Source organism: Yokenella regensburgei (assembly GCF_003634235.1).
GTDB classification, from domain to species: Bacteria; Pseudomonadota; Gammaproteobacteria; order Enterobacterales; family Enterobacteriaceae; genus Yokenella; species Yokenella regensburgei.
The window spans coordinates 285,016-304,544 of the sequence record NZ_RBIZ01000006.1; the positions used below are offsets into that span (position 1 = coordinate 285,016).

The window sequence follows — 19,529 nt, forward strand, 5'->3', positions numbered from 1 at the left end:
CGTAATAATGCAAACACAAGCCGCAAACACCAGTTTGCGGCCGCGGCGATGATGGCTGCCCGGCATTTGTTTATTTTTCAGGGGTATTTTAGAACATGGCAGAAAAACAAACTGCGAAAAGGAATCGTCGCGAGGAAATACTTCAGTCTCTGGCGCTGATGCTGGAATCCAGCGATGGCAGTCAACGCATTACTACGGCTAAGCTGGCCGCTTCTGTCGGCGTTTCCGAAGCGGCGCTGTATCGCCATTTCCCCAGCAAAACCCGCATGTTCGATAGCCTGATCGAGTTTATCGAAGACAGCCTGATAACCCGCATCAATCTGATTCTTAAAGATGAGAAAGATACCTCTGCGCGCCTGCGCCTCATCGTGCAACTGATTCTCGGTTTCGGCGAGCTGAATCCGGGCCTGACCCGAATCCTCACCGGACATGCGCTGATGTTCGAGCAGGACCGTCTGCAGGGCAGAATCAACCAGCTTTTCGAACGTATTGAAGCGCAGCTGCGCCAAGTACTGCGAGAGAAGAAGATGCGTGAGGGTGAAGGCTACCAGACCGATGAAACGCTGCTGGCAAGCCAGCTGCTGGCGTTTTGTGAAGGGATGCTGTCGCGTTTTGTCCGTAGCGAATTCAAGTATCGTCCGACCGATGACTTTGATGCCCGCTGGCCGTTAGTGGCAGCACAGCTACAGTAACCTGGTTGCCCGGCGACATCATGCCGCCGGGCAATGATTTTACACCCCGTAAGCTTCCCGGTATGCACGTACCGCCGCCAGATGTTCCGCCATTTCAGGCTTCTCTTCCAGATACGCAATCAGGTCTTTCAGGGTGACGATGGAAATCACTTTGCAGCCATAATCACGCTCAACTTCCTGAATCGCTGAAATATCGGCACGGCCACGCTCCTGGCGATCAAGAGAGATAAGCACGCCTGCAAGCGTTGCGCCCTGCGCCTGAATAATTTCCATCGATTCACGAATAGCGGTGCCTGCGGTGATGACGTCGTCCACCAGCATTACGCGGCCCTGTAGGGCGCTGCCCACCAGAGTACCGCCCTCACCGTGGTCTTTGGCTTCTTTACGGTTAAAGCAGTACGGATAATCGCGGTCATGATGCTCAGCTAACGCCACGGCAGTCGTGGTCGCGATAGGGATCCCTTTGTAAGCCGGGCCAAACAGCAGGTCGAACTCAATGCCTGAATCCACCAGCGCTTCTGCGTAGAAGCGACCCAACAGTGCCAGATCACGCCCGGTATTAAACAGGCCGGCGTTAAAGAAATAGGGGCTCTTGCGCCCGGATTTCAGCGTAAATTCGCCAAACTTGAGTACCTGCTTGCTAAGCGCAAATTCAATAAACTGGCGCTGATACGGTTTCATGGATTCGCTCCTCATTTTCTACAGACAAAAAAAAGGCGACTTCTCAGTCGCCTTAAAACTAATTTTCTAACGCCGCTTTCTGCGTCGTGATAATGGATTCAATTCCCCCTCGGGCCAACGCCAGCAAGGTGAGAAGTTCTTCGTGGCTGAACGGTTCGCCTTCGGCGGTACCCTGAACTTCGATGATGCGCCCGTCTTCGGTCATCACCACGTTCATATCCGTCTCGGCTGCTGAATCTTCAACGTATTCCAGGTCGCACAGCGCTTCGCCGTTAACAATACCTACGGAAACGGCCGCCACCATCCCTTTCATTGGGTTAGTTTTCAGTTTACCTGCCGCCACCAGCTTGTTCAGCGCGTCAGCCAGTGCCACACAGGCACCGGAAATAGAAGCGGTACGGGTACCACCATCAGCCTGAATGACGTCGCAGTCGAGGGTGATAGTGAACTCGCCGAGGGTTTTCAGATCAACTGCGGCACGCAGCGCGCGAGCGATAAGACGCTGAATTTCCATGGTACGACCGCCCTGCTTCCCTTTCGCAGCTTCACGCGCGTTACGGGTGTGGGTTGCACGCGGCAGCATGCCGTATTCTGCGGTGATCCAGCCCTGCCCCTGGCCTTTCAGGAAGCGTGGTACACCCTCTTCAATAGAGGCGGTACACAGAACTTTGGTATCACCAAATTCGACCAGCACGGAGCCTTCAGCGTGTTTAGTGTAGTTACGGGTCAGGGTTACGGGGCGCACCTGATTAGCGCTACGGCCTGCTGGACGCATAATGATTTCTCCGGCTTGAAACGAATGTGGCTGCGCATTATACGGATTAAACGCTCTTATTCCTATCCCGTGAAGCCCCGGAAAGCTATAATCCCCCCATCTCTTCGTTAAAAAACAGGAACGTCTATGATCCGCAGTATGACCGCCTATGCCCGGCGTGAAATCAAGGGCGAATGGGGCACTGCCGCGTGGGAACTGCGCTCGGTAAACCAACGTTATCTGGAAACTTATTTCCGTCTGCCGGAGCAATTCCGCAGTCTTGAGCCTGTCGTTCGCGAACGTATTCGTAGCCGTCTGACGCGTGGAAAGATCGAATGCAACCTGCGCTTTGAGCCTGATGCCAGCGCTCAGGGCGAACTGATTCTGAATGAAAAACTGGCTAAGCAGCTGGTGACCGCCGCTAACTGGGTCAAAATGCAGAGCGACGAGGGTGAAATCAACCCGGTTGATATTCTGCGCTGGCCGGGCGTCATGGCGGCTCAGGAACAGGATCTTGACGCGATTGCCACCGAAATCCTCTCGGCGCTTGACGGTGCACTGGATGATTTCATTGTTGCTCGTGAAACCGAAGGCCAGGCACTGAAAGCACTTATCGAGCAGCGTCTCGAAGGTGTCAGCACTGAAGTGGGTAAAGTACGTGCCCACATGCCGGAAATTCTTCAATGGCAGCGCGAGCGCCTGGTGGCGAAGCTTGAAGACGCCGAAGTCCAGTTGGAAAACAACCGCCTCGAGCAGGAGCTGGTGCTGATGGCGCAGCGTATCGATGTGGCTGAAGAGCTGGACCGTCTCGAAGCGCACGTGAAAGAAACCTATAACATTCTGAAGAAGAAAGAGGCCGTGGGTCGCCGTCTCGACTTCATGATGCAGGAGTTCAACCGCGAGTCGAACACCCTGGCGTCAAAATCCATTAACGCCGACGTCACCACCTCTGCCATCGAGCTGAAAGTGCTGATTGAGCAGATGCGCGAGCAGATCCAGAACATCGAGTAATGTCTGCGCGGGGTCTGAATATCGTCAGCCCCGCATTACTTTTTCTCAGTCATTATTTTCATCATTTATGACAAGCTCCCCACAACCAGCGCCGCAACGCCACCAAAGACATAAATAAAACTAATCAACTTCACTTCACGTGAGAAAATCTCAATCGTGATCATGCGCACAAAAAGCTAATCTGCCGCCATGAATTATGGGGGCGACTATGCTGTTACACATTCTCTACTTAATTGGTATCACCGCTGAAGCAATGACCGGCGCACTGGCGGCAGGCCGCCGCCGTATGGATACCTTCGGCGTGATCATCATTGCTACCGCCACCGCACTGGGCGGCGGTTCTGTACGCGACATCCTGCTGGGCCACTACCCGCTGGGTTGGGTGAAAAACCCTGAGTATGTCGTGATTGTCGCAACCGCCGCAGTGTTAACCACTATCTTCGCCCCGGTAATGCCACATCTGCGTAAGCTGTTTCTCGTGCTCGATGCGCTGGGACTGGTGGTGTTCTCTATTATCGGGGCGCAAATCGCCCTGGATATGGGTCATGGCCCTGTTATTGCCATCATTGCCGCGGTTATCACTGGCGTATTTGGTGGTGTGCTTCGCGATATGTTCTGCAAACGCATTCCGCTGGTATTCCAGAAAGAACTGTATGCAGGCGTCTCATTTGCCTCCGCCGTGCTGTACATCGCGCTACAGCATTACGTGAACAGTCACGACGTCGTGGTTATTTCAACGCTGCTGTTTGGCTTTACCGCCCGTTTGCTGGCGCTGCGCCTGAAGCTTGGCCTGCCGGTATTTGACTACAAGCACAACGTTCACTGAGACAAAAAGCCGGCGATCTTCTGCTCCTGCAGCCATGCTGCAATACGCAGAACCTCCGGGCTACCCAACCACGCCATGATTTGACCAACCCGCCCGGCCCCCGTGCCGGGCTGTGCCAGCCACTCGGCTTCTCGTTTGAGCGTCACCGACAGCCATTTTTCCTCAGCAAGGTTTTTCAGCGTTTCTTGACTTAGCGGCATTCCCAACGCCACCAGCCATCGTTTCAAAGGCAGTTCACGAACCAGATTAAACTGGTGCCAGAGCTGCAGACCCCTGGCGGCAGAAACGCCAGGCGTGTTTTGTAGCTGTTCCCGGGTCAGCGTCAGCCATGAAAGAAGATGTTCGAAACGATGTGCGCTGTGCAACGCACGCCAGGTCGCTGTGCCAACGCCGGTCATATTTAGCGCCTGCGGTGTTCCGAGCCAGCTAAGACGCGACAAAAACTGCCCACTACACTGCGGCGAAGCAAAGTAGCAGGTCATCGGAGAGAACGATGCCTGCGGTGGCTGCGGTTTTTGGCGAACGACGCTACGCCACACCACACTATCAAGACGTGGAATCCCCTGGCCCGCAAGGCTTACCAGCACCTGATCGCCGGGAGCTAAATCCAACGTCTGCCAGCGATTAACTGAGCCGATATTGACCCGCTTAACCTGTTTATCATCCAGTTGAAGCGGCTCCAGTTCAGCCACCACCGCAATTTTACCGCTGCGCCCGACGTTGAAACTCACCTGCTTCACTTCCGCCACCTGCGCCACCGGCGGGTATTTCCACGCGGCAAGCCAGGTCCCTTGTCCGGGAAGCCAGAGCTGGCCCGCAGGTTCTTTTGTCGTTCTCAGCACCACGCCGTCCGTGACAAAGGGCAGCGGCGAGCGAAACCAACGCTCACGCAGGGCTTCTGCCTGCGCGAGCGTTTGTACTGGCAGAGTGTATTCATCTACCCATGCAAACCCAGCCTTCGACAACAGTGCCGTCCGTTCAGCCATCGTCTGCGGGCCGTCGGGCCATGCCCAGACAAAAAACGACATCTCTGGAATTGGGACTGTGGCCTCCCGCCGCATCATCGCCCCAGCGACTTTTGCCCGCGCGTTCATGCCTCCCATCTGCTGTTGTCTATGTGCCTCACGACGTAAAAAAAGCTCCCCCTGTAGCACACTGTTCGCAAGCACGCCGGTCAGAGTCTGCGGAATAGCGGTAATCTGCCGGGTACGAGCCGTCCAGTCTTCTCCTTTAAGTCCATCGCCGCGACTAATTGCCTGCATGAGTCTTCCGTTGCGATACACCAGGGTCATGGCCACACCGTCCACTTTCGGCTGGATCCAGACCTCGGGTTTATCTTTAAGCCAGTTTGCTACCGCCGCACGGTCAGCCAGCTTCTTTACCCCAGTGTGTGCTACCGGATGAACGATGGTCGCCGTCGCTGTAGCTAACGGTGCCTGCGTTTGCGTCTCACCACCAAAACAGCGTTGCCACTGCGCCAGTCGGGCCGCGAGCTGATCGTACACGCTGTCGTTAATTTCGCTTTTCCCTTGCAGCCAGTAGGCTTCACTCCATTGCTTCATTTGCGCGTTTAACGCTGTCATCTCATGCCCGGCACGGGCAGGCGACCACGCCGGGCACACCGCCTGCACTGAGCCGCATAACAGTAAACTTAACCCCCAACGCCATGTTTTCATCATCCCGCCCCCTTTATCGCAATAAACGGGATTAAATGCGGAACGGGGAACAAGTGCGTTAAGACAAATAAAGCATTGCGTAGCGGCTTCCAGGGTTTCTCCTTTTTTGCACTAACCCGCAAAGAAATCAGGAAAAGCGCTCGCAAAATGCAATCACCAGATGCAAATAATGTGACAAAAACTACGTCAGCGGGCCGCGGCGTGTATAATAGGCTCGTATGTAGACATTCTTTGCTAACCACATACAAAAGACACTCATGGCTCAAGGCACGCTTTATATTGTTTCTGCCCCCAGTGGCGCGGGTAAATCCAGCCTGATTCAGGCACTGTTAAAGACCCAACCGTTGTACGACACCCAGGTTTCTGTTTCGCATACCACGCGTTCGCCGCGTCCGGGTGAAGTCCATGGTGAACACTATTTCTTTGTTAATCATGATGAGTTCCGTCATATGATTGGCCGGGACGCGTTTCTTGAGCATGCGGAAGTGTTTGGCAACTATTACGGCACCTCTCGTGAAACCATTGAGCAGGTACTGGCCTCTGGGGTTGATGTGTTCCTCGATATCGACTGGCAGGGCGCACAGCAGATTCGTCACAAGATGCCGCATGCGCGCAGCATCTTTATCCTACCGCCGTCGAAAGACGAGCTGGACCGCCGCCTGCGCGGTCGCGGCCAGGACAGCGAAGAGGTAATCGCAAAACGTATGGCGCTGGCAGTTGCAGAAATGAGCCATTACGCGGAATATGATTACCTTATTGTGAATGATGATTTTGATACCGCCCTTGGCGATCTAAAAACTATCATTCGCGCCGAACGTCTGCGCATGAGCCGTCAAAAGCAGCGACATGACGCTTTAATCAGCAAACTATTGGCAGACTGAACGCACTTTCAGTATCATGCCCAGTCATTTCTTCACCTGTGGAGCATTTTAAGTATGGCACGCGTAACTGTTCAGGACGCTGTAGAGAAAATTGGTAACCGTTTTGACCTGGTACTGGTCGCCGCGCGTCGCGCTCGTCAGATGCAGGTAGGCGGTAAAGATCCGCTGGTTGCGGAAGAAAACGACAAAACCACCGTTATCGCGCTGCGCGAAATCGAAGAGGGTCTCATCAACAACCAGATCCTTGACGTTCGTGATCGCCAGGAGCAGCAAGAGCAGGAAGCCGCAGAACTGCAGGCTGTTACCGCCATTGCTGAAGGTCGTCGTTAATTAAACCTGCGGGTCGCCCTTGTATCTGTTTGAAAGCCTGAATCAGCTGATTCAAACTTACCTGCCAGAAGAGCAAATCAAGCGTCTTCAGCAGGCATATCTCGTTGCACGTGACGCTCACGAGGGCCAGACACGTTCAAGCGGTGAACCCTACATCACGCACCCGGTGGCGGTAGCCTGTATTCTGGCCGAGATGAAACTCGACTACGAAACGCTAATGGCTGCCCTGCTGCATGACGTGATTGAAGATACCCCAGCCACCTACCAGGACATGGAACAGCTGTTTGGCAAAAGCGTTGCCGAACTGGTGGAAGGGGTGTCAAAGCTTGATAAGCTCAAGTTCCGCGATAAGAAAGAGGCGCAAGCCGAAAACTTTCGCAAGATGATTATGGCGATGGTGCAGGATATCCGCGTCATTCTCATCAAACTCGCAGACCGCACCCATAACATGCGCACGCTGGGCTCACTTCGCCCGGACAAACGTCGCCGCATTGCCCGCGAAACCCTCGAAATTTACAGCCCGCTGGCGCACCGTTTAGGTATTCATCACATTAAAACCGAGCTTGAAGAGCTGGGTTTTGAAGCGCTGTACCCAAACCGCTATCGCGTTATTAAAGAGGTGGTGAAAGCCGCCCGCGGCAACCGTAAAGAGATGATTCAGAAAATCCTCTCTGAAATTGAAGGGCGTTTGCAGGAAGCAGGGATCCCATGCCGGGTTAGCGGTCGTGAGAAACACCTTTACTCCATCTACTGCAAGATGGTGCTGAAAGAGCAGCGCTTCCACTCCATCATGGATATCTACGCGTTTCGCGTTATCGTTCATGATTCTGACACCTGCTACCGCGTGCTCGGGCAGATGCACAGCCTGTACAAACCACGTCCTGGGCGGATGAAAGACTACATCGCCATTCCGAAGGCGAACGGCTATCAGTCTTTGCACACCTCGATGATTGGCCCGCACGGCGTGCCGGTTGAGGTACAAATCCGTACCGAAGACATGGATCAGATGGCAGAGATGGGGGTTGCGGCGCACTGGGCTTATAAAGAGCGCGGTGGTGAAAGCAGCACAACAGCGCAGATCCGCGCCCAGCGCTGGATGCAAAGCCTGCTTGAGCTACAGCAGAGTGCGGGTAGCTCGTTTGAATTTATCGAGAGCGTAAAATCTGATCTCTTCCCGGATGAGATTTATGTTTTCACCCCGGAAGGCCGCATCGTCGAGCTTCCGGCTGGCGCCACGCCTGTCGATTTTGCCTATGCGGTGCATACCGATATTGGCCATGCCTGCGTGGGTGCCCGCGTCGACAGACAGCCGTATCCGCTGTCACAGTCGCTCTCCAGCGGCCAGACGGTAGAAATTATCACCGCTCCCGGCGCGCGCCCGAACGCAGCGTGGCTCAATTTTGTTGTGAGCTCAAAAGCTCGCGCCAAAATTCGCCAGTTGCTGAAAAACCTCAAGCGTGACGACTCCGTCAGCCTCGGCCGTCGTCTGCTGAATCACGCGCTTGGCGGCAGTCGTAAGCTGCTCGAGATCCCGGCAGAAAACATCCAACGCGAGCTCGACCGCATGAAGCTCGCCTCCCTCGACGATCTGCTGGCTGAAATTGGCCTCGGTAACGCCATGAGCGTGGTGGTTGCCAAAAATCTGCAGCAGGGCGAAGGTAGCCCAGTACCGTCCAGTAACTCCAGCCACGGCCATCTGCCGATTAAAGGCGCGGACGGCGTGCTCATCACCTTTGCGAAATGCTGTCGCCCTATTCCCGGTGATCCAATTATCGCGCACGTCAGCCCAGGCAAAGGTCTGGTCATTCACCATGAGTCCTGTCGCAACATTCGCGGCTATCAGAAAGAGCCCGAGAAGTTCATGGCGGTTGAATGGGACAAAGAGACGGCGCAGGAATTCATCACCGAAATCAAAGTCGACATGTTCAATCATCAGGGTGCACTGGCAAACCTGACGGCTGCCATCAACACGACCACTTCAAATATTCAGAGCCTGAATACTGAAGAGAAAGACGGACGCGTGTACAGCGCCTTTATCCGTCTGACCGCGCGCGATCGTGTTCATCTGGCGAACATCATGCGCAAAATCCGCGTGATGCCGGATGTGATTAAAGTCACCCGTAACCGAAACTAGTTTTATGAATTTACAGCGCTATGCGCGTATTTGTGAAATGCTCGCCAGGCGTCAGCCTGATCTGACGGTCTGCATGGAGCAGGTCCATAAGCCCCATAATGTTTCGGCGATTATCCGTACCGCCGATGCCGTTGGCGTTCATGAAGTGCACGCCATCTGGCCGGGTAACCGTATGCGCACCATGGCCTCCTCCGCCGCCGGCAGCAACAGTTGGGTCAGCGTAAAAACGCACCGCAACATCGGCGATGCCGTCACGCACCTCAAAGGATGTGGCATGCAGGTGCTGGCAACCCACCTTTCTGATACCGCCGTCGATTTCCGCGAAATAGACTATACCCGTCCAACCTGCATCCTGATGGGTCAGGAAAAAACCGGGATCACCCAGGAAGCGCTGGACCTGGCGAATCAGGACATCATCATTCCGATGATCGGCATGGTGCAGTCGCTGAACGTCTCCGTCGCCTCGGCGCTGATTCTGTATGAAGCTCAACGCCAGCGACAGAACGCCGGAATGTATCAGCGCGAGAACAGCATGTTGCCGGAAGCCGAGCAGCAGCGCCTGCTGTTTGAAGGTGGCTACCCGGTTCTGGCAAACGTCGCAAAGCGCAAAGGCCTGCCTTATCCACTGGTCAACGACCAGGGTGAAATCGAAGCCGATGACGAGTGGTGGGCCATCATGCAGGCGGCGAAATAAGCTATGGCTGGCCGTCTGCTGGATGCCGTACCGCTGAGTTCCCTCACCGGCGTTGGCGCGGCGCAGACCAGCAAGCTTGCTAAAATCGGCCTGCACACCGTGCAGGATTTGCTGCTGCACCTGCCGCTGCGTTACGAAGACCGTACCCATCTCTACCCCATTAACGATCTGCTGCCCGGTATTTATGCCACGGTGGAAGGCGAAGTTCTGAATAGCTCCATCACCTTCGGCGGTCGCCGGATGATGACCTGCCAGATTAGCGATGGCACCGGCATCCTGACCATGCGCTTCTTTAACTTTAACGCGGCGATGAAAAACAGCCTGGCAACCGGCCGTCGCGTGCTGGCCTACGGCGAAGCGAAGCGCGGGAAGTACGGCCCGGAGATGATCCATCCGGAATACCGCATTCAGGGCGATCTCAGCACTCCCGAATTACAAGAAACCCTGACCCCGGTCTACCCGACCACCGAAGGCATCAGGCAGGCAACGCTGCGTAATTTGACCGATCAGGCGCTGGATCTACTGGATACCTGCGCCATCAGCGAGCTGTTGCCACCGGAACTGTCGCAGGGAATGATGAGCCTGCCAGAAGCGCTGCGCACGCTGCATCGCCCGCCACCCTCGCTGCAGCTCAGTGACCTCGAAACCGGAAAGCACCCGGCCCAGCAGCGGCTGATTCTGGAAGAACTGCTGGCGCATAATCTCAGCATGCTGGCGCTGCGTGCCGGGGCCCAGCGCTATCACGCGCGCGCGCTGGCCGCGAAAGACGAGTTGAAAAACGGGCTGCTGGCATCGCTGCCGTTTACACCTACCGGGGCACAGAACCGGGTGGTGGCAGAAATCGAACACGATATGGCGCTGGATATTCCGATGATGCGCCTGGTGCAGGGCGACGTTGGCTCCGGTAAAACGCTGGTTGCTGCCCTTGCCGCGCTGCGGGCGATTGCCAACGGTCAGCAGGTGGCGCTTATGGCCCCAACCGAGCTGCTCGCCGAACAGCACGCCAACAACTTCCGCAACTGGTTTGCACCGCTCGGGATTGAAGTGGGCTGGCTCGCGGGCAAACAGAAAGGCAAAGCGCGCCTGGCACAGCAGGAAGCCATCGCCAGCGGTCAGGTGCAGATGGTCGTCGGTACCCACGCTATCTTCCAGGAGCAGGTGCAATTCAACGGCATGGCGCTGGTGATTATCGACGAACAGCACCGCTTTGGCGTCCATCAACGACTGGCGCTGTGGGAAAAGGGCCAGCAGCAGGGTTTCCACCCGCATCAGTTGATCATGACGGCAACGCCCATCCCTCGAACGCTTGCGATGACCGCCTACGCCGATCTCGATACTTCCGTGATTGATGAGCTGCCCCCGGGCCGCACGCCGGTCACCACCGTTGCCATTCCGGACACCCGCCGGCACGACATTATCGATCGCGTGCGCAACGCCTGTACCACCGAAGGCCGTCAGGCCTACTGGGTCTGTACGCTGATTGAAGAGTCTGAGTTACTCGAGGCGCAGGCCGCAGAAGCAACATGGGAAGAGCTTAAACTGGCGCTTCCAGAACTGAACGTTGGCCTGGTTCACGGGAGAATGAAGCCTGCCGAGAAGCAGGCGGTGATGCAGGCCTTCAAATCCGGTGAGCTGCATTTGCTTATCGCCACCACGGTTATTGAAGTCGGGGTGGATGTGCCTAACGCCAGCCTGATGATTATTGAAAACCCGGAGCGTCTGGGGCTGGCGCAGCTGCACCAGCTCAGAGGCCGCGTAGGCCGTGGTGCGGTAGCCTCACACTGCGTGCTGTTGTATAAATCACCGCTGTCAAAAACCGCCCAGCTACGCCTGCAGGTGCTGCGTGACAGCAACGACGGCTTTGTGATTGCGCAAAAAGATTTAGAAATTCGTGGGCCCGGGGAACTGCTGGGTACCCGACAAACCGGTAACGCGGAGTTTAAGGTCGCCGATTTACTGCGCGATCAGGCAATGATCCCCGACGTTCAGCGCATTGCCCGCCATATCCATCAACGTTACCCCGAGCAGGCCAATGCACTTATTGAACGCTGGATGCCGGAAACCGAACGCTATTCCAACGCCTAGCGCCGCACCTCCTCTTCAGGCGGGACGGCGCTGCGTGCCATTTTTACTTTCACAACGAGTTTGCTATGAAACGAGAGCTTGCCATCGAATTTTCACGCGTTACCGAAGCCGCTGCGCTCGCGGGTTATAAGTGGCTGGGCCGTGGTGATAAAAACACCGCCGACGGTGCTGCCGTACACGCTATGCGCATTATGCTAAACCAGGTCAACATTGACGGGACTATCGTAATTGGCGAAGGTGAAATCGATGAAGCGCCGATGCTCTACATCGGTGAAAAAGTCGGTACCGGTAACGGCGATGCCGTGGATATTGCCGTCGACCCGATCGAAGGCACCCGCATGACCGCCATGGGCCAGGCCAACGCGCTGGCGGTGCTGGCGGTAGGCGATAAAGGCACCTTCCTCAACGCGCCGGATATGTACATGGAAAAGCTCATCGTCGGTCCGGGAGCGAAAGGCGCTATCGATCTCAATCTGCCGCTGGAAGCGAATCTGCGTAATGTCGCCAAAGCCCTGAATAAGCCCTTAAGCGAGCTCACGGTAACTATTCTGGCAAAACCGCGCCACGATGTAGTCATTGCGGAAATGCAGACCCTGGGCGTGCGCGTCTTCGCGATCCCTGACGGCGACGTCGCGGCCTCAATCCTCACCTGTATGCCGGACAGCGAAGTGGACGTGTTATACGGCATCGGCGGCGCGCCGGAGGGTGTGGTCTCAGCCGCGGTTATTCGTGCGCTTGACGGTGACATGCAGGGTCGACTGCTGGCACGTCACGAAGTGAAAGGCGACAGCGAGGAGAACCGCCGTATTGGTGAAACGGAGCTGGAACGCTGCAAAGCGATGGGCATCGTCGCCGGCCAGGTGCTACGCCTTGACGATATGGCGCTCAACGACAACGTGATTTTTTCCGCCACCGGTATTACCAAAGGTGACCTGCTGGACGGCATCACCCGTAAGGGGAATATGGCCACCACGGAAACGCTGCTGATCCGTGGTAAATCCCGCACTATTCGTCGTATTCAGTCGATTCACTATCTCGATCGTAAAGACCCAGAGGTGCAGCGCCACATTCTGTAATCGTTTGTCGGGAAGAGCTTTCCAGCCCAACGGGGCTGGAAATCTTCTCTCTGAATGGCAAGATAAGACATCGCAACAACACTGGAGAGAACCATGGCGGAGTGGGTTACCGGAAAAGTGACAAAGGTGGAGTACTGGACCAACGCGCTGTTTAGCTTGACCGTCCATGCCCCTGTACACCCTTTCACTGCGGGTCAGTTCACTAAACTCGGAATGGAAATCGATGGCGAACGCGTCCAGCGTGCGTATTCCTACGTCAACGCGCCGGGAAACCCTGACCTTGAGTTTTATCTGGTGACCGTCCCGGAGGGCAAACTGAGCCCACGTCTGGCAGCCCTGAAGCCGGGTGATGAAGTGCAGGTAGTCAGCGAGGCTGCCGGATTCTTTGTGCTGGATGAAGTGCCCGACTGCGAGACGCTATGGATGCTGGCAACCGGTACCGCGCTGGGCCCGTATCTGTCGATTCTGCAGGAAGGTAAAGATCTCGACCGCTTCAAAAATCTGGTGCTGGTTCATGCCGCACGCTACGCCGCAGATCTCAGCTATTTACCGCTGATGCGGGAGCTTGAAGCACGCTACCAGGGCAAACTGAAAATACAGACCGTTGTCAGCCGGGAAACCGTCGAGGGCTCACTGACCGGGCGCGTTCCGGCGCTTATTGAAAGCGGTGAGCTGGAGGCTGCGGTTGGCCTGTCGATGACCACCGACACCAGCCACGTGATGCTGTGCGGCAACCCGCAGATGGTGCGTGATACCCAGCAGTTGCTGAAAGATACCCGGCAGATGACCAAACACCTGCGCCGTCGACCGGGCCACATGACCGCCGAACACTACTGGTGATCAGCGGTATTTAACGTCCTGGGTTTCTTTCCCGTACTTGTTTTCGCCCTGGGTGCCGACGAACGCACCCAGGTCAATCACCATCATCACGATGATAACCGTCGGAATTAACCGCCCGACGACCCACTGCCAGACCCCCGGCAGCACTGCCCAGTTCCCGGCCAGCAACATCCAGGCAAGCACCATCAGCAGCGCCCAGATTCCGGAGCGCCCTCTGTCGTGCAGGCGTTTCACCATCACCGCCGCCGTGGGCCACAGCAGGCAGACCAGCGCGAACGCTGCCGTTTGCATGTTAAGCCAGCCCATACCCGCGAAAGTGAAAAGCAGCGTCATTGCCACTACCCAGAGCACCATCCAGATCCAGAAATCACGGCGCCCGATGCGCCCTTTAATCGAAAAAAGCCACTGCTGTAGGGTCATGTCCCATTCCTGAATGTCATCATGGCGCGTAGTTTACCTCAGAACGTGGTCTCTTTTTGACAAGAACGACGGTTCCCGTTTTAATCGACAGCAGCAGATGATGAGGACGGTAAGATGAAAAAATGGATAACGAGTGTTTTGTTCGGGCTGGCTGCGCTTGCGGTAAGCTCCGGCGCGCTATCTGCCGAAGCCTCACCCAGCGCAACAGCACCCTATCTGTTACCCGGAGCGCCAACCTTCGATCTCTCTATCAGCCAGTTCCGGGAAAAATTTAATACCGATAACCCGACGCTTGCGCTCAACGAGTTCCGCTCTATCGGGGGGAGTCAGGATCAAGCCAACCTGACCCGCGCCGCCACCAAGATCAACGAAAACCTGTACGCCTCAACGGCGCTCGAGCGCGGTACCCTGAAAATTAAATCGATGCAGATAACCTGGCTACCGATTCAGGGACCGGAGCAAAAGGCCGCAAAGGCGAAAGCCCAGGAGTATATGGGGGCGGTGCTTCGCCTGTTTACTCCCGGACTATCCAAACCCCAGAGCACTCAAAAGCTACAGAAACTGCTCACCTCCGGCAAAGGCAAACACTATTACGCCATCACCGAAGGAGCGATTCGCTATGTGGTGGCAGATAACGGCGAAAAAGGGCTGACCTTCGCTGTTGAACCGATTAAGCTGGCGTTATCTGAAACCCTCGAGAGCAACAATAAATGACAAAAAGCAAAGCCATCGGGGCTTTCAATCTCTATACTGTTCCACAGACCATGCTGCCCACCGGGCGGCTATATTCCTTAATTCGCTAACAAAGCGTGGAGAATTAAAATGCGACATCCTTTAGTGATGGGTAACTGGAAACTGAACGGCAGCCGCCACATGGTAAACGAGCTGGTTGCAAACCTGCGTACTGAACTGGCTGGCGTAACCGGCTGTGCAGTGGCTATCGCTCCGCCAGAAATGTACATCGACCTGGCAAAACATGCGGCAGCAGGCAGCCATATCAATCTGGGCGCGCAGAACGTTGACCTGAACCTGTCCGGCGCATTCACTGGCGAAACCTCCGCGGAAATGCTGAAAGACATCGGCGCGCAGTACATCATCATCGGTCACTCAGAGCGTCGTACTTACCACAAAGAGTCTGATGAGCTGATCGCTAAGAAATTCGCCGTCCTGAAAGAGCAGGGTCTGACCCCGGTACTGTGCATCGGTGAAACCGAAGCAGAAAACGAAGCAGGCAAAACTGAAGAAGTTTGTGCACGCCAGATTGACGCCGTGCTGAAAACTCAGGGCGCAAGCGCATTCGAAGGTGTCGTTATCGCTTACGAACCAGTATGGGCAATCGGTACTGGCAAATCTGCGACCCCGGCGCAGGCTCAGGCGGTTCACAAATTCATCCGTGACCACATCGCTAAAGCAGACGCGAAAGTGGCTGAGCAGGTTATCATTCAGTACGGCGGTTCCGTAAACGCAGCAAACGCTGCTGAGCTGTTCACCCAGCCGGACATCGACGGCGCGCTGGTTGGCGGTGCATCCCTGAAAGCTGACGCTTTCGCAGTGATCGTTAAAGCTGCTGAAGCCGCTAAACAGGCTTAATCAGCGTTGTGGTGCCGGATGCGACGCTGACGCGTCTTATCCGGCCTACAAAAAAGACCCGGTAAGCGCGAGCCGCCACCGGGTTTTTTATAACTTTCCGAGCACACTAAACCACAGATAATCCAGCGGCAGCAGCACCAGATAGCTCACCAGCGCCAACGCCAGGCACAGCAGCATGCCCGCCTTCGCTGGCACCTTTCCAAGCCCCATCGCGACAACAATCGGTGATGCCTGATACGGCAGCAGCGGCGTTGAATATCCCAGCACCTGAATCATAATCACGCTTAACAGCGGGAATCCGGTCGCATCGGCAAAACTCTGTGCAAAGGTGGTATACAGCGCCGGAACGCCGTTGGCGGTCATAATGAAATTGAGCGCAGTAGTGATCCCGGTCAGCGCCAGGAAGCTGGTAAACGGATGCTCAGGATCCAGCGGCATGACCTGCAACAGCGCCTGCCCCACGGCATCGCCAATCCCGGTCTGGGTAACGGTTATTGCCAGCCCCAGAATGCCCGCCACATAGATACAGGTACGCAGGTTGACACCGGTAGAAAACTCTTCGCCGGAGATAAACCCAACCCGAGGAAGCAGAGTCACGCAGGCTGCAGCAAGCCCGGTCCACGCCGGGCCAATTCCGTGCCAGCTCTCGGTCACCCACAGGGTCAGCACCACTGCCAGCAGCCACGCCAGCCGCTTTTCGTCCGCGCTCATCGGCGCAGGCGGGGTAATATCGCGTGGCGGATGCGGTTTGCCGGGAAACAGCCAGCAGATAAGCGCTATCAGAATGGCGCCCTTCAGAAAGCCGAGCACCGGCGTATGCAGCCACAAGTAGGGCAAATAGTTGAGGTGGATGCCGTATGACCCTTCCGCCGCGCCGCTCATCACCAGATTTGGTACGTTGGCGGGAAGAATGGTTGCCGAAAGCTGGAAAGTGCCAAAACCGACGGCCAGCGCCAGACCATACCAGCCGCGCGTCCCCTCCTGAATACCTGCGCGCGACGCCATTGCCGCCACAATCGGCATCAGCAGCGCAATGCGCCCCATGTTAGAGGGCATCACGAAGGCCAGGGCATAGCTCAGCAGGACGACGCTCGCCACCATCTGTAGCCAGGAATCAGTGAGTCGTGCCGACAGCGCGCGAGCGGCGCGATCCGCAAGCCCGGTCTTACGAATGGCAATGCCCAGCACAAAGCCGCTGAATACCAGCCAGAACGCCGAGGAGGCGAAGCCGCCAAAAATAACCTCCGCCGGAGCGATTTTGGCGGCCATGGCGACGGTAAAAAACAGCAGGGCGGTGATGAACTCCGGCAACAGCGAGGTCGCCCACAGCAGGATAGTGATGCCAACAACCAGAGAGGGAACAAACAGCGGGTGCGCAAGCCAGGACATACCTGTCTCCTGTCGTTTTTTTCAGCAAGAATACGACGACAGGCAGAACAGGTAAACGCCAGAGTTGGTGGGGCTACTTCAGAATATCACACTGATGATCCTGAATTTCTTCCGCCGAGGCGCGGTTCAGGGCGAGCAGATTACGCTCTGTCGCCAGCAGCACAAAGGTACCGTCACTCTGCTGCGCCATCGCCAGCGCGAAGCGCCCCATGTGGTCGCGCGCCTCTGGTACCTCCTCCGCCAGCATGATAAACGGGCTGCGCTGTGCAAGTTCGGCTTCGGTCACCCGCCGGGCAAGGTACTCGTGTCCACGCAGGCCTCCCGGCAGCGGCAGCCAACGGCTGCTGATAGAGGACATCGCAGCGTCTAACTGCTGACGCACATCCTTACGCAGGCAGGAAATATGGATGTGGAAGTGGTTTTGCGTACGTCCGCTGCGTGAGTTGATGGTTAGCGACACGGCATCGTCAGGCACTTCACTGCCCAGACGCTTGCTCATCACATCGCGCCCCTGCCACGCCTGCCAGAAAAAGTTGGGCGTCTGCGGCGCCAGCAGCAGCGGGCTTTCGGTTCCGTTAATCCGGTAGGTGGGCATCAGGAGGTACTGCAGCGGCCCATTTCTGTCTTTAAACAGCACATAGCCGCCTTTGACGTTCACTTCTTCACAAGGAGCGGGCGACTGGTGCTGCTGTTGGTTCACCACGCACTTCTGCAACACGATTTCCCGCAGCGCGTTGGCATTAGCGGAAAAAAAGAAGTGCCATACGCCCGCAGCGACCAGCAGCAGTACGACTACCAGCCCCAGAATCATGCGGCTTGCCGTTTTCATACCCTACCCTCATTGAATACGTAAACCGCAAGCATACCGTAACTTTATGAATCTTCCTCGTTATCGGTCTACCAGTAACCCAGCCAGCGCCACCATACGGCACCGATCACGCTCCAGATAAGCAGGTTCACCACGCTCATCACCAGCCCGGTTTTCCACCATTCGCCGAGGGTGACGTAGCCGGAGCCGAAGATAATCGGTGCGGTTCCGGTGCCATAGTGGGTTAACGACATCATCAGCGAAGAGGAGAAAGCGAGCATCAACCCAAGCAGCGCAGGTGGTGCACCCAGCGCCAGCCCTGCTGCGAAAAAGGCAGCGAACATCGCCGTAATGTGCGCCGTGGTGCTGGCAAAGAAATAGTGCGAATAGACATAGAGCAGCACCAGCAGCAGCGTCGCCACGCTCCAGTGCAGCCCCAGGTGATCGATGCTGCTGCCTACACTCGTCGCAAGCCAGCTTACCAGGCCGAGCTTGCTAAGAAACTCTGCCATCATGACCAGCGCCGCAAACCAGACGATGGTATCCCACGCGCCGCGGCATTTCAGAATGTCGTCCCAGTGCAGCACCCCTGTCAGGAGCAAAATCGACAGGCCAATCAGCGCGGCGCTGGTCGGGTTTACCTCCCAGCCGCTGCCCATAATGAACGCCGGAACGCCCGCCCACAGGCAGAGCAGCAGGGCAAACACCCCGAGGGTAATTTTTTCCGCGAGCGACAGCGGGCCAAGCTCTTCCAGTTTGCTTCTGGCGAACTGCGGCGCATTCGGCGTTTTGGTGATGGCCGGCGGATACAACCACCAGATAACGATCGGCATGACGATAAGCGACACCACCGCAGGCAGCAGCGCGGCGATGGCCCACATTCCCCACGTCATCGCCAGCACCCCGTCGGTGCCTTTCAGTAAAAAGCTCACAATCAGCGGGTTAGGTGCGGTGGCGGTGATAAACATCGCCGAGCTGATCGGGTTGATGTTGTAGTTCACCAGCGCCAGATAGCGTCCCGTCGAGCCGTTTTCGCTGTTGCCGGGCTCAGACCCCAGGCTATCAGCAATCGCCCGCATAACCGGGTGAATGATCCCACCACCGCGTGCGGTGTTGCTGGGGGTAACCGGCGCAATCAGCGTTTCAGCAAGAGTCAGCGCCCAGGCAATCCCGAGCGTTCTCTTACCAAACAGCGCGATAAACCCGTAGCCAATGCGCGCGCCAAGCCCGGTTTTTAACAGGCTCTGCGACAGCATAATGGATAAGCCGATAAGCCAGATGAGCGCGTTTGAAAACCCGCTCAGGGCATCGTTTAGCGCAGCTGCGGGCTTACCCGGGTTGGTGACGCCGGTCATGGCGACCAGCATGATGGCAACAACAGCAATAGCGCCAATCGGCATAGCCTTGCCGATAATGGCGGCTATCGTACCGATAAATAGCGCCAGCAGATGCCAGGCTTCAGGGGTAACACCTTCGGGGGTGGGAACGGCGAACCAGATGAGAAGGGTGATAACCGTTGCCAGTAGCGCAGGCCACGGGCGAACCGGAGTTAATCTGTCCATGCATCATTCCTTGAGTGTCCTGAGCGCAATCGCGCCATACATCCATTAACCGGCATTTCTGCCTGCAAAACAGTCAGGAT

Annotated in this window: 19 protein-coding genes; 12 read left to right on the forward strand and 7 right to left on the reverse strand. The window is 56.3% G+C overall.

Annotated elements, in window-relative coordinates; translation table 11 throughout:
- Positions 1–95: 95 nt before the first annotated feature.
- A complete protein-coding gene (gene slmA, locus C7387_RS19350) occupies positions 96–692 on the forward strand; it encodes a nucleoid occlusion factor SlmA (RefSeq protein WP_006817780.1) in 597 nt (198 codons plus the stop codon).
- A 39-nt stretch (positions 693–731) separates the two neighbouring features.
- On the opposite strand, the gene pyrE is transcribed toward slmA, so the two are convergent.
- On the reverse strand, positions 732–1,373 hold the full coding sequence (pyrE, locus tag C7387_RS19355; RefSeq protein ID WP_038253609.1) for an orotate phosphoribosyltransferase: 642 nt from the start codon (positions 1,371–1,373) through the stop codon (positions 732–734).
- 58 nt (positions 1,374–1,431) lie between these two features.
- Positions 1,432–2,148 (reverse strand): ribonuclease PH, encoded by a 717-nt coding sequence (gene rph, locus C7387_RS19360; RefSeq protein WP_006817782.1) that lies wholly within the window; start codon positions 2,146–2,148, stop codon positions 1,432–1,434.
- A gap of 126 nt (positions 2,149–2,274) precedes the next feature.
- On the opposite strand from rph, the gene C7387_RS19365 reads away from it, so the two are divergent.
- Both C7387_RS19365 and C7387_RS19370 read left to right on the forward strand, forming a co-directional pair.
- Positions 2,275–3,138: a YicC/YloC family endoribonuclease gene (locus C7387_RS19365; protein ID WP_006817783.1), complete on the forward strand. Its 864-nt coding sequence runs from the start codon at positions 2,275–2,277 to the stop codon at positions 3,136–3,138.
- A 208-nt stretch (positions 3,139–3,346) separates the two neighbouring features.
- A complete protein-coding gene (locus C7387_RS19370) occupies positions 3,347–3,964 on the forward strand; it encodes a trimeric intracellular cation channel family protein (protein WP_038253607.1) in 618 nt (205 codons plus the stop codon).
- Here the strand turns inward: C7387_RS19370 and ligB are convergent.
- On the reverse strand, positions 3,958–5,640 hold the full coding sequence (gene ligB / locus C7387_RS19375) for an NAD-dependent DNA ligase LigB (RefSeq protein WP_120817339.1): 1,683 nt from the start codon (positions 5,638–5,640) through the stop codon (positions 3,958–3,960). The two genes, C7387_RS19370 and ligB, sit on opposite strands and share 7 nt — an antisense overlap.
- Before the next feature lie 257 nt (positions 5,641–5,897).
- Between ligB and gmk the strand changes: the two genes are divergently transcribed.
- From gmk to fpr, 7 genes are all read left to right on the forward strand, one after another.
- Positions 5,898–6,521 (forward strand): guanylate kinase, encoded by a 624-nt coding sequence (gene gmk, locus C7387_RS19385; RefSeq protein ID WP_006817786.1) that lies wholly within the window; start codon positions 5,898–5,900, stop codon positions 6,519–6,521.
- 54 nt (positions 6,522–6,575) lie between these two features.
- The gene (gene rpoZ, locus C7387_RS19390) at positions 6,576–6,851 is read left to right on the forward strand and encodes a DNA-directed RNA polymerase subunit omega (RefSeq protein WP_006817787.1); all 276 of its coding nucleotides are present in this window, start codon (positions 6,576–6,578) and stop codon (positions 6,849–6,851) included.
- A 19-nt stretch (positions 6,852–6,870) separates the two neighbouring features.
- Positions 6,871–8,985: a bifunctional GTP diphosphokinase/guanosine-3',5'-bis pyrophosphate 3'-pyrophosphohydrolase gene (gene spoT, locus C7387_RS19395; protein WP_006817788.1), complete on the forward strand. Its 2,115-nt coding sequence runs from the start codon at positions 6,871–6,873 to the stop codon at positions 8,983–8,985.
- A 4-nt stretch (positions 8,986–8,989) separates the two neighbouring features.
- Positions 8,990–9,679, forward strand: a complete 690-nt coding sequence (gene trmH, locus C7387_RS19400) for a tRNA (guanosine(18)-2'-O)-methyltransferase TrmH (RefSeq protein ID WP_120817301.1) — start codon at positions 8,990–8,992, stop codon at positions 9,677–9,679.
- Between the two features lie 3 nt (positions 9,680–9,682).
- Positions 9,683–11,764 carry an ATP-dependent DNA helicase RecG gene (recG, locus tag C7387_RS19405; RefSeq protein WP_038253598.1) on the forward strand — a complete coding sequence of 694 codons (2,082 nt, stop codon included), beginning with the start codon at positions 9,683–9,685 and terminating at the stop codon, positions 11,762–11,764.
- A 65-nt stretch (positions 11,765–11,829) separates the two neighbouring features.
- Positions 11,830–12,840 carry a class II fructose-bisphosphatase gene (glpX, locus tag C7387_RS19410; protein ID WP_006817791.1) on the forward strand — a complete coding sequence of 337 codons (1,011 nt, stop codon included), beginning with the start codon at positions 11,830–11,832 and terminating at the stop codon, positions 12,838–12,840.
- Positions 12,841–12,933: 93 nt separating this feature from the next.
- Positions 12,934–13,680 carry a ferredoxin--NADP(+) reductase gene (fpr, locus tag C7387_RS19415; RefSeq protein WP_120817302.1) on the forward strand — a complete coding sequence of 249 codons (747 nt, stop codon included), beginning with the start codon at positions 12,934–12,936 and terminating at the stop codon, positions 13,678–13,680.
- Here fpr and C7387_RS19420 read toward each other — a convergent pair whose 3' ends face one another.
- A complete protein-coding gene (locus tag C7387_RS19420) occupies positions 13,681–14,100 on the reverse strand; it encodes a DUF805 domain-containing protein (RefSeq protein ID WP_006817793.1) in 420 nt (139 codons plus the stop codon). It lies immediately after the preceding gene.
- 114 nt (positions 14,101–14,214) lie between these two features.
- Here C7387_RS19420 and C7387_RS19425 point away from each other — a divergent pair, with 114 nt between their 5' ends.
- A complete protein-coding gene (locus tag C7387_RS19425) occupies positions 14,215–14,814 on the forward strand; it encodes a DUF1454 family protein (protein ID WP_006817794.1) in 600 nt (199 codons plus the stop codon).
- A gap of 108 nt (positions 14,815–14,922) precedes the next feature.
- On the forward strand, positions 14,923–15,690 hold the full coding sequence (gene tpiA, locus C7387_RS19430; RefSeq protein WP_038253590.1) for a triose-phosphate isomerase: 768 nt from the start codon (positions 14,923–14,925) through the stop codon (positions 15,688–15,690).
- Between the two features lie 87 nt (positions 15,691–15,777).
- Here the strand turns inward: tpiA and C7387_RS19435 are convergent, their stop codons facing one another.
- The 3 genes from C7387_RS19435 to C7387_RS19445 form a co-directional block, all read right to left on the reverse strand.
- Positions 15,778–17,079 carry an SLC13 family permease gene (locus C7387_RS19435; protein WP_120817303.1) on the reverse strand — a complete coding sequence of 434 codons (1,302 nt, stop codon included), beginning with the start codon at positions 17,077–17,079 and terminating at the stop codon, positions 15,778–15,780.
- 73 nt (positions 17,080–17,152) lie between these two features.
- A complete protein-coding gene (locus tag C7387_RS19440; protein ID WP_120817304.1) occupies positions 17,153–17,908 on the reverse strand; it encodes a CDP-diacylglycerol diphosphatase in 756 nt (251 codons plus the stop codon).
- A gap of 68 nt (positions 17,909–17,976) precedes the next feature.
- Positions 17,977–19,449 carry a DASS family sodium-coupled anion symporter gene (locus C7387_RS19445; RefSeq protein WP_006817798.1) on the reverse strand — a complete coding sequence of 491 codons (1,473 nt, stop codon included), beginning with the start codon at positions 19,447–19,449 and terminating at the stop codon, positions 17,977–17,979.
- Positions 19,450–19,529 lie beyond the last annotated feature (80 nt).

Bases quoted from the DNA above. Each gene is read 5' to 3' on its own strand.
- gmk (WP_006817786.1), top strand. From the start codon at position 5,898: ATGGCTCAAGGCACGCTTTATATTGTTTCTGCCCCCAGTGGCGCGGGT.
- C7387_RS19420 (WP_006817793.1), bottom strand. From the start codon at position 14,100: ATGACCCTACAGCAGTGGCTTTTTTCGATTAAAGGGCGCATCGGGCGC.
- ligB (WP_120817339.1), bottom strand. From the start codon at position 5,640: ATGAAAACATGGCGTTGGGGGTTAAGTTTACTGTTATGCGGCTCAGTG.
- C7387_RS19370 (WP_038253607.1), top strand. From the start codon at position 3,347: ATGCTGTTACACATTCTCTACTTAATTGGTATCACCGCTGAAGCAATG.
- C7387_RS19425 (WP_006817794.1), top strand. From the start codon at position 14,215: ATGAAAAAATGGATAACGAGTGTTTTGTTCGGGCTGGCTGCGCTTGCG.
- rph (WP_006817782.1), bottom strand. From the start codon at position 2,148: ATGCGTCCAGCAGGCCGTAGCGCTAATCAGGTGCGCCCCGTAACCCTG.
- glpX (WP_006817791.1), top strand. From the start codon at position 11,830: ATGAAACGAGAGCTTGCCATCGAATTTTCACGCGTTACCGAAGCCGCT.
- C7387_RS19440 (WP_120817304.1), bottom strand. From the start codon at position 17,908: ATGAAAACGGCAAGCCGCATGATTCTGGGGCTGGTAGTCGTACTGCTG.
- fpr (WP_120817302.1), top strand. From the start codon at position 12,934: ATGGCGGAGTGGGTTACCGGAAAAGTGACAAAGGTGGAGTACTGGACC.
- trmH (WP_120817301.1), top strand. From the start codon at position 8,990: ATGAATTTACAGCGCTATGCGCGTATTTGTGAAATGCTCGCCAGGCGT.
- rpoZ (WP_006817787.1), top strand. From the start codon at position 6,576: ATGGCACGCGTAACTGTTCAGGACGCTGTAGAGAAAATTGGTAACCGT.
- tpiA (WP_038253590.1), top strand. From the start codon at position 14,923: ATGCGACATCCTTTAGTGATGGGTAACTGGAAACTGAACGGCAGCCGC.
- C7387_RS19445 (WP_006817798.1), bottom strand. From the start codon at position 19,449: ATGGACAGATTAACTCCGGTTCGCCCGTGGCCTGCGCTACTGGCAACG.
- pyrE (WP_038253609.1), bottom strand. From the start codon at position 1,373: ATGAAACCGTATCAGCGCCAGTTTATTGAATTTGCGCTTAGCAAGCAG.
- C7387_RS19365 (WP_006817783.1), top strand. From the start codon at position 2,275: ATGATCCGCAGTATGACCGCCTATGCCCGGCGTGAAATCAAGGGCGAA.
- C7387_RS19435 (WP_120817303.1), bottom strand. From the start codon at position 17,079: ATGTCCTGGCTTGCGCACCCGCTGTTTGTTCCCTCTCTGGTTGTTGGC.
- recG (WP_038253598.1), top strand. From the start codon at position 9,683: ATGGCTGGCCGTCTGCTGGATGCCGTACCGCTGAGTTCCCTCACCGGC.
- slmA (WP_006817780.1), top strand. From the start codon at position 96: ATGGCAGAAAAACAAACTGCGAAAAGGAATCGTCGCGAGGAAATACTT.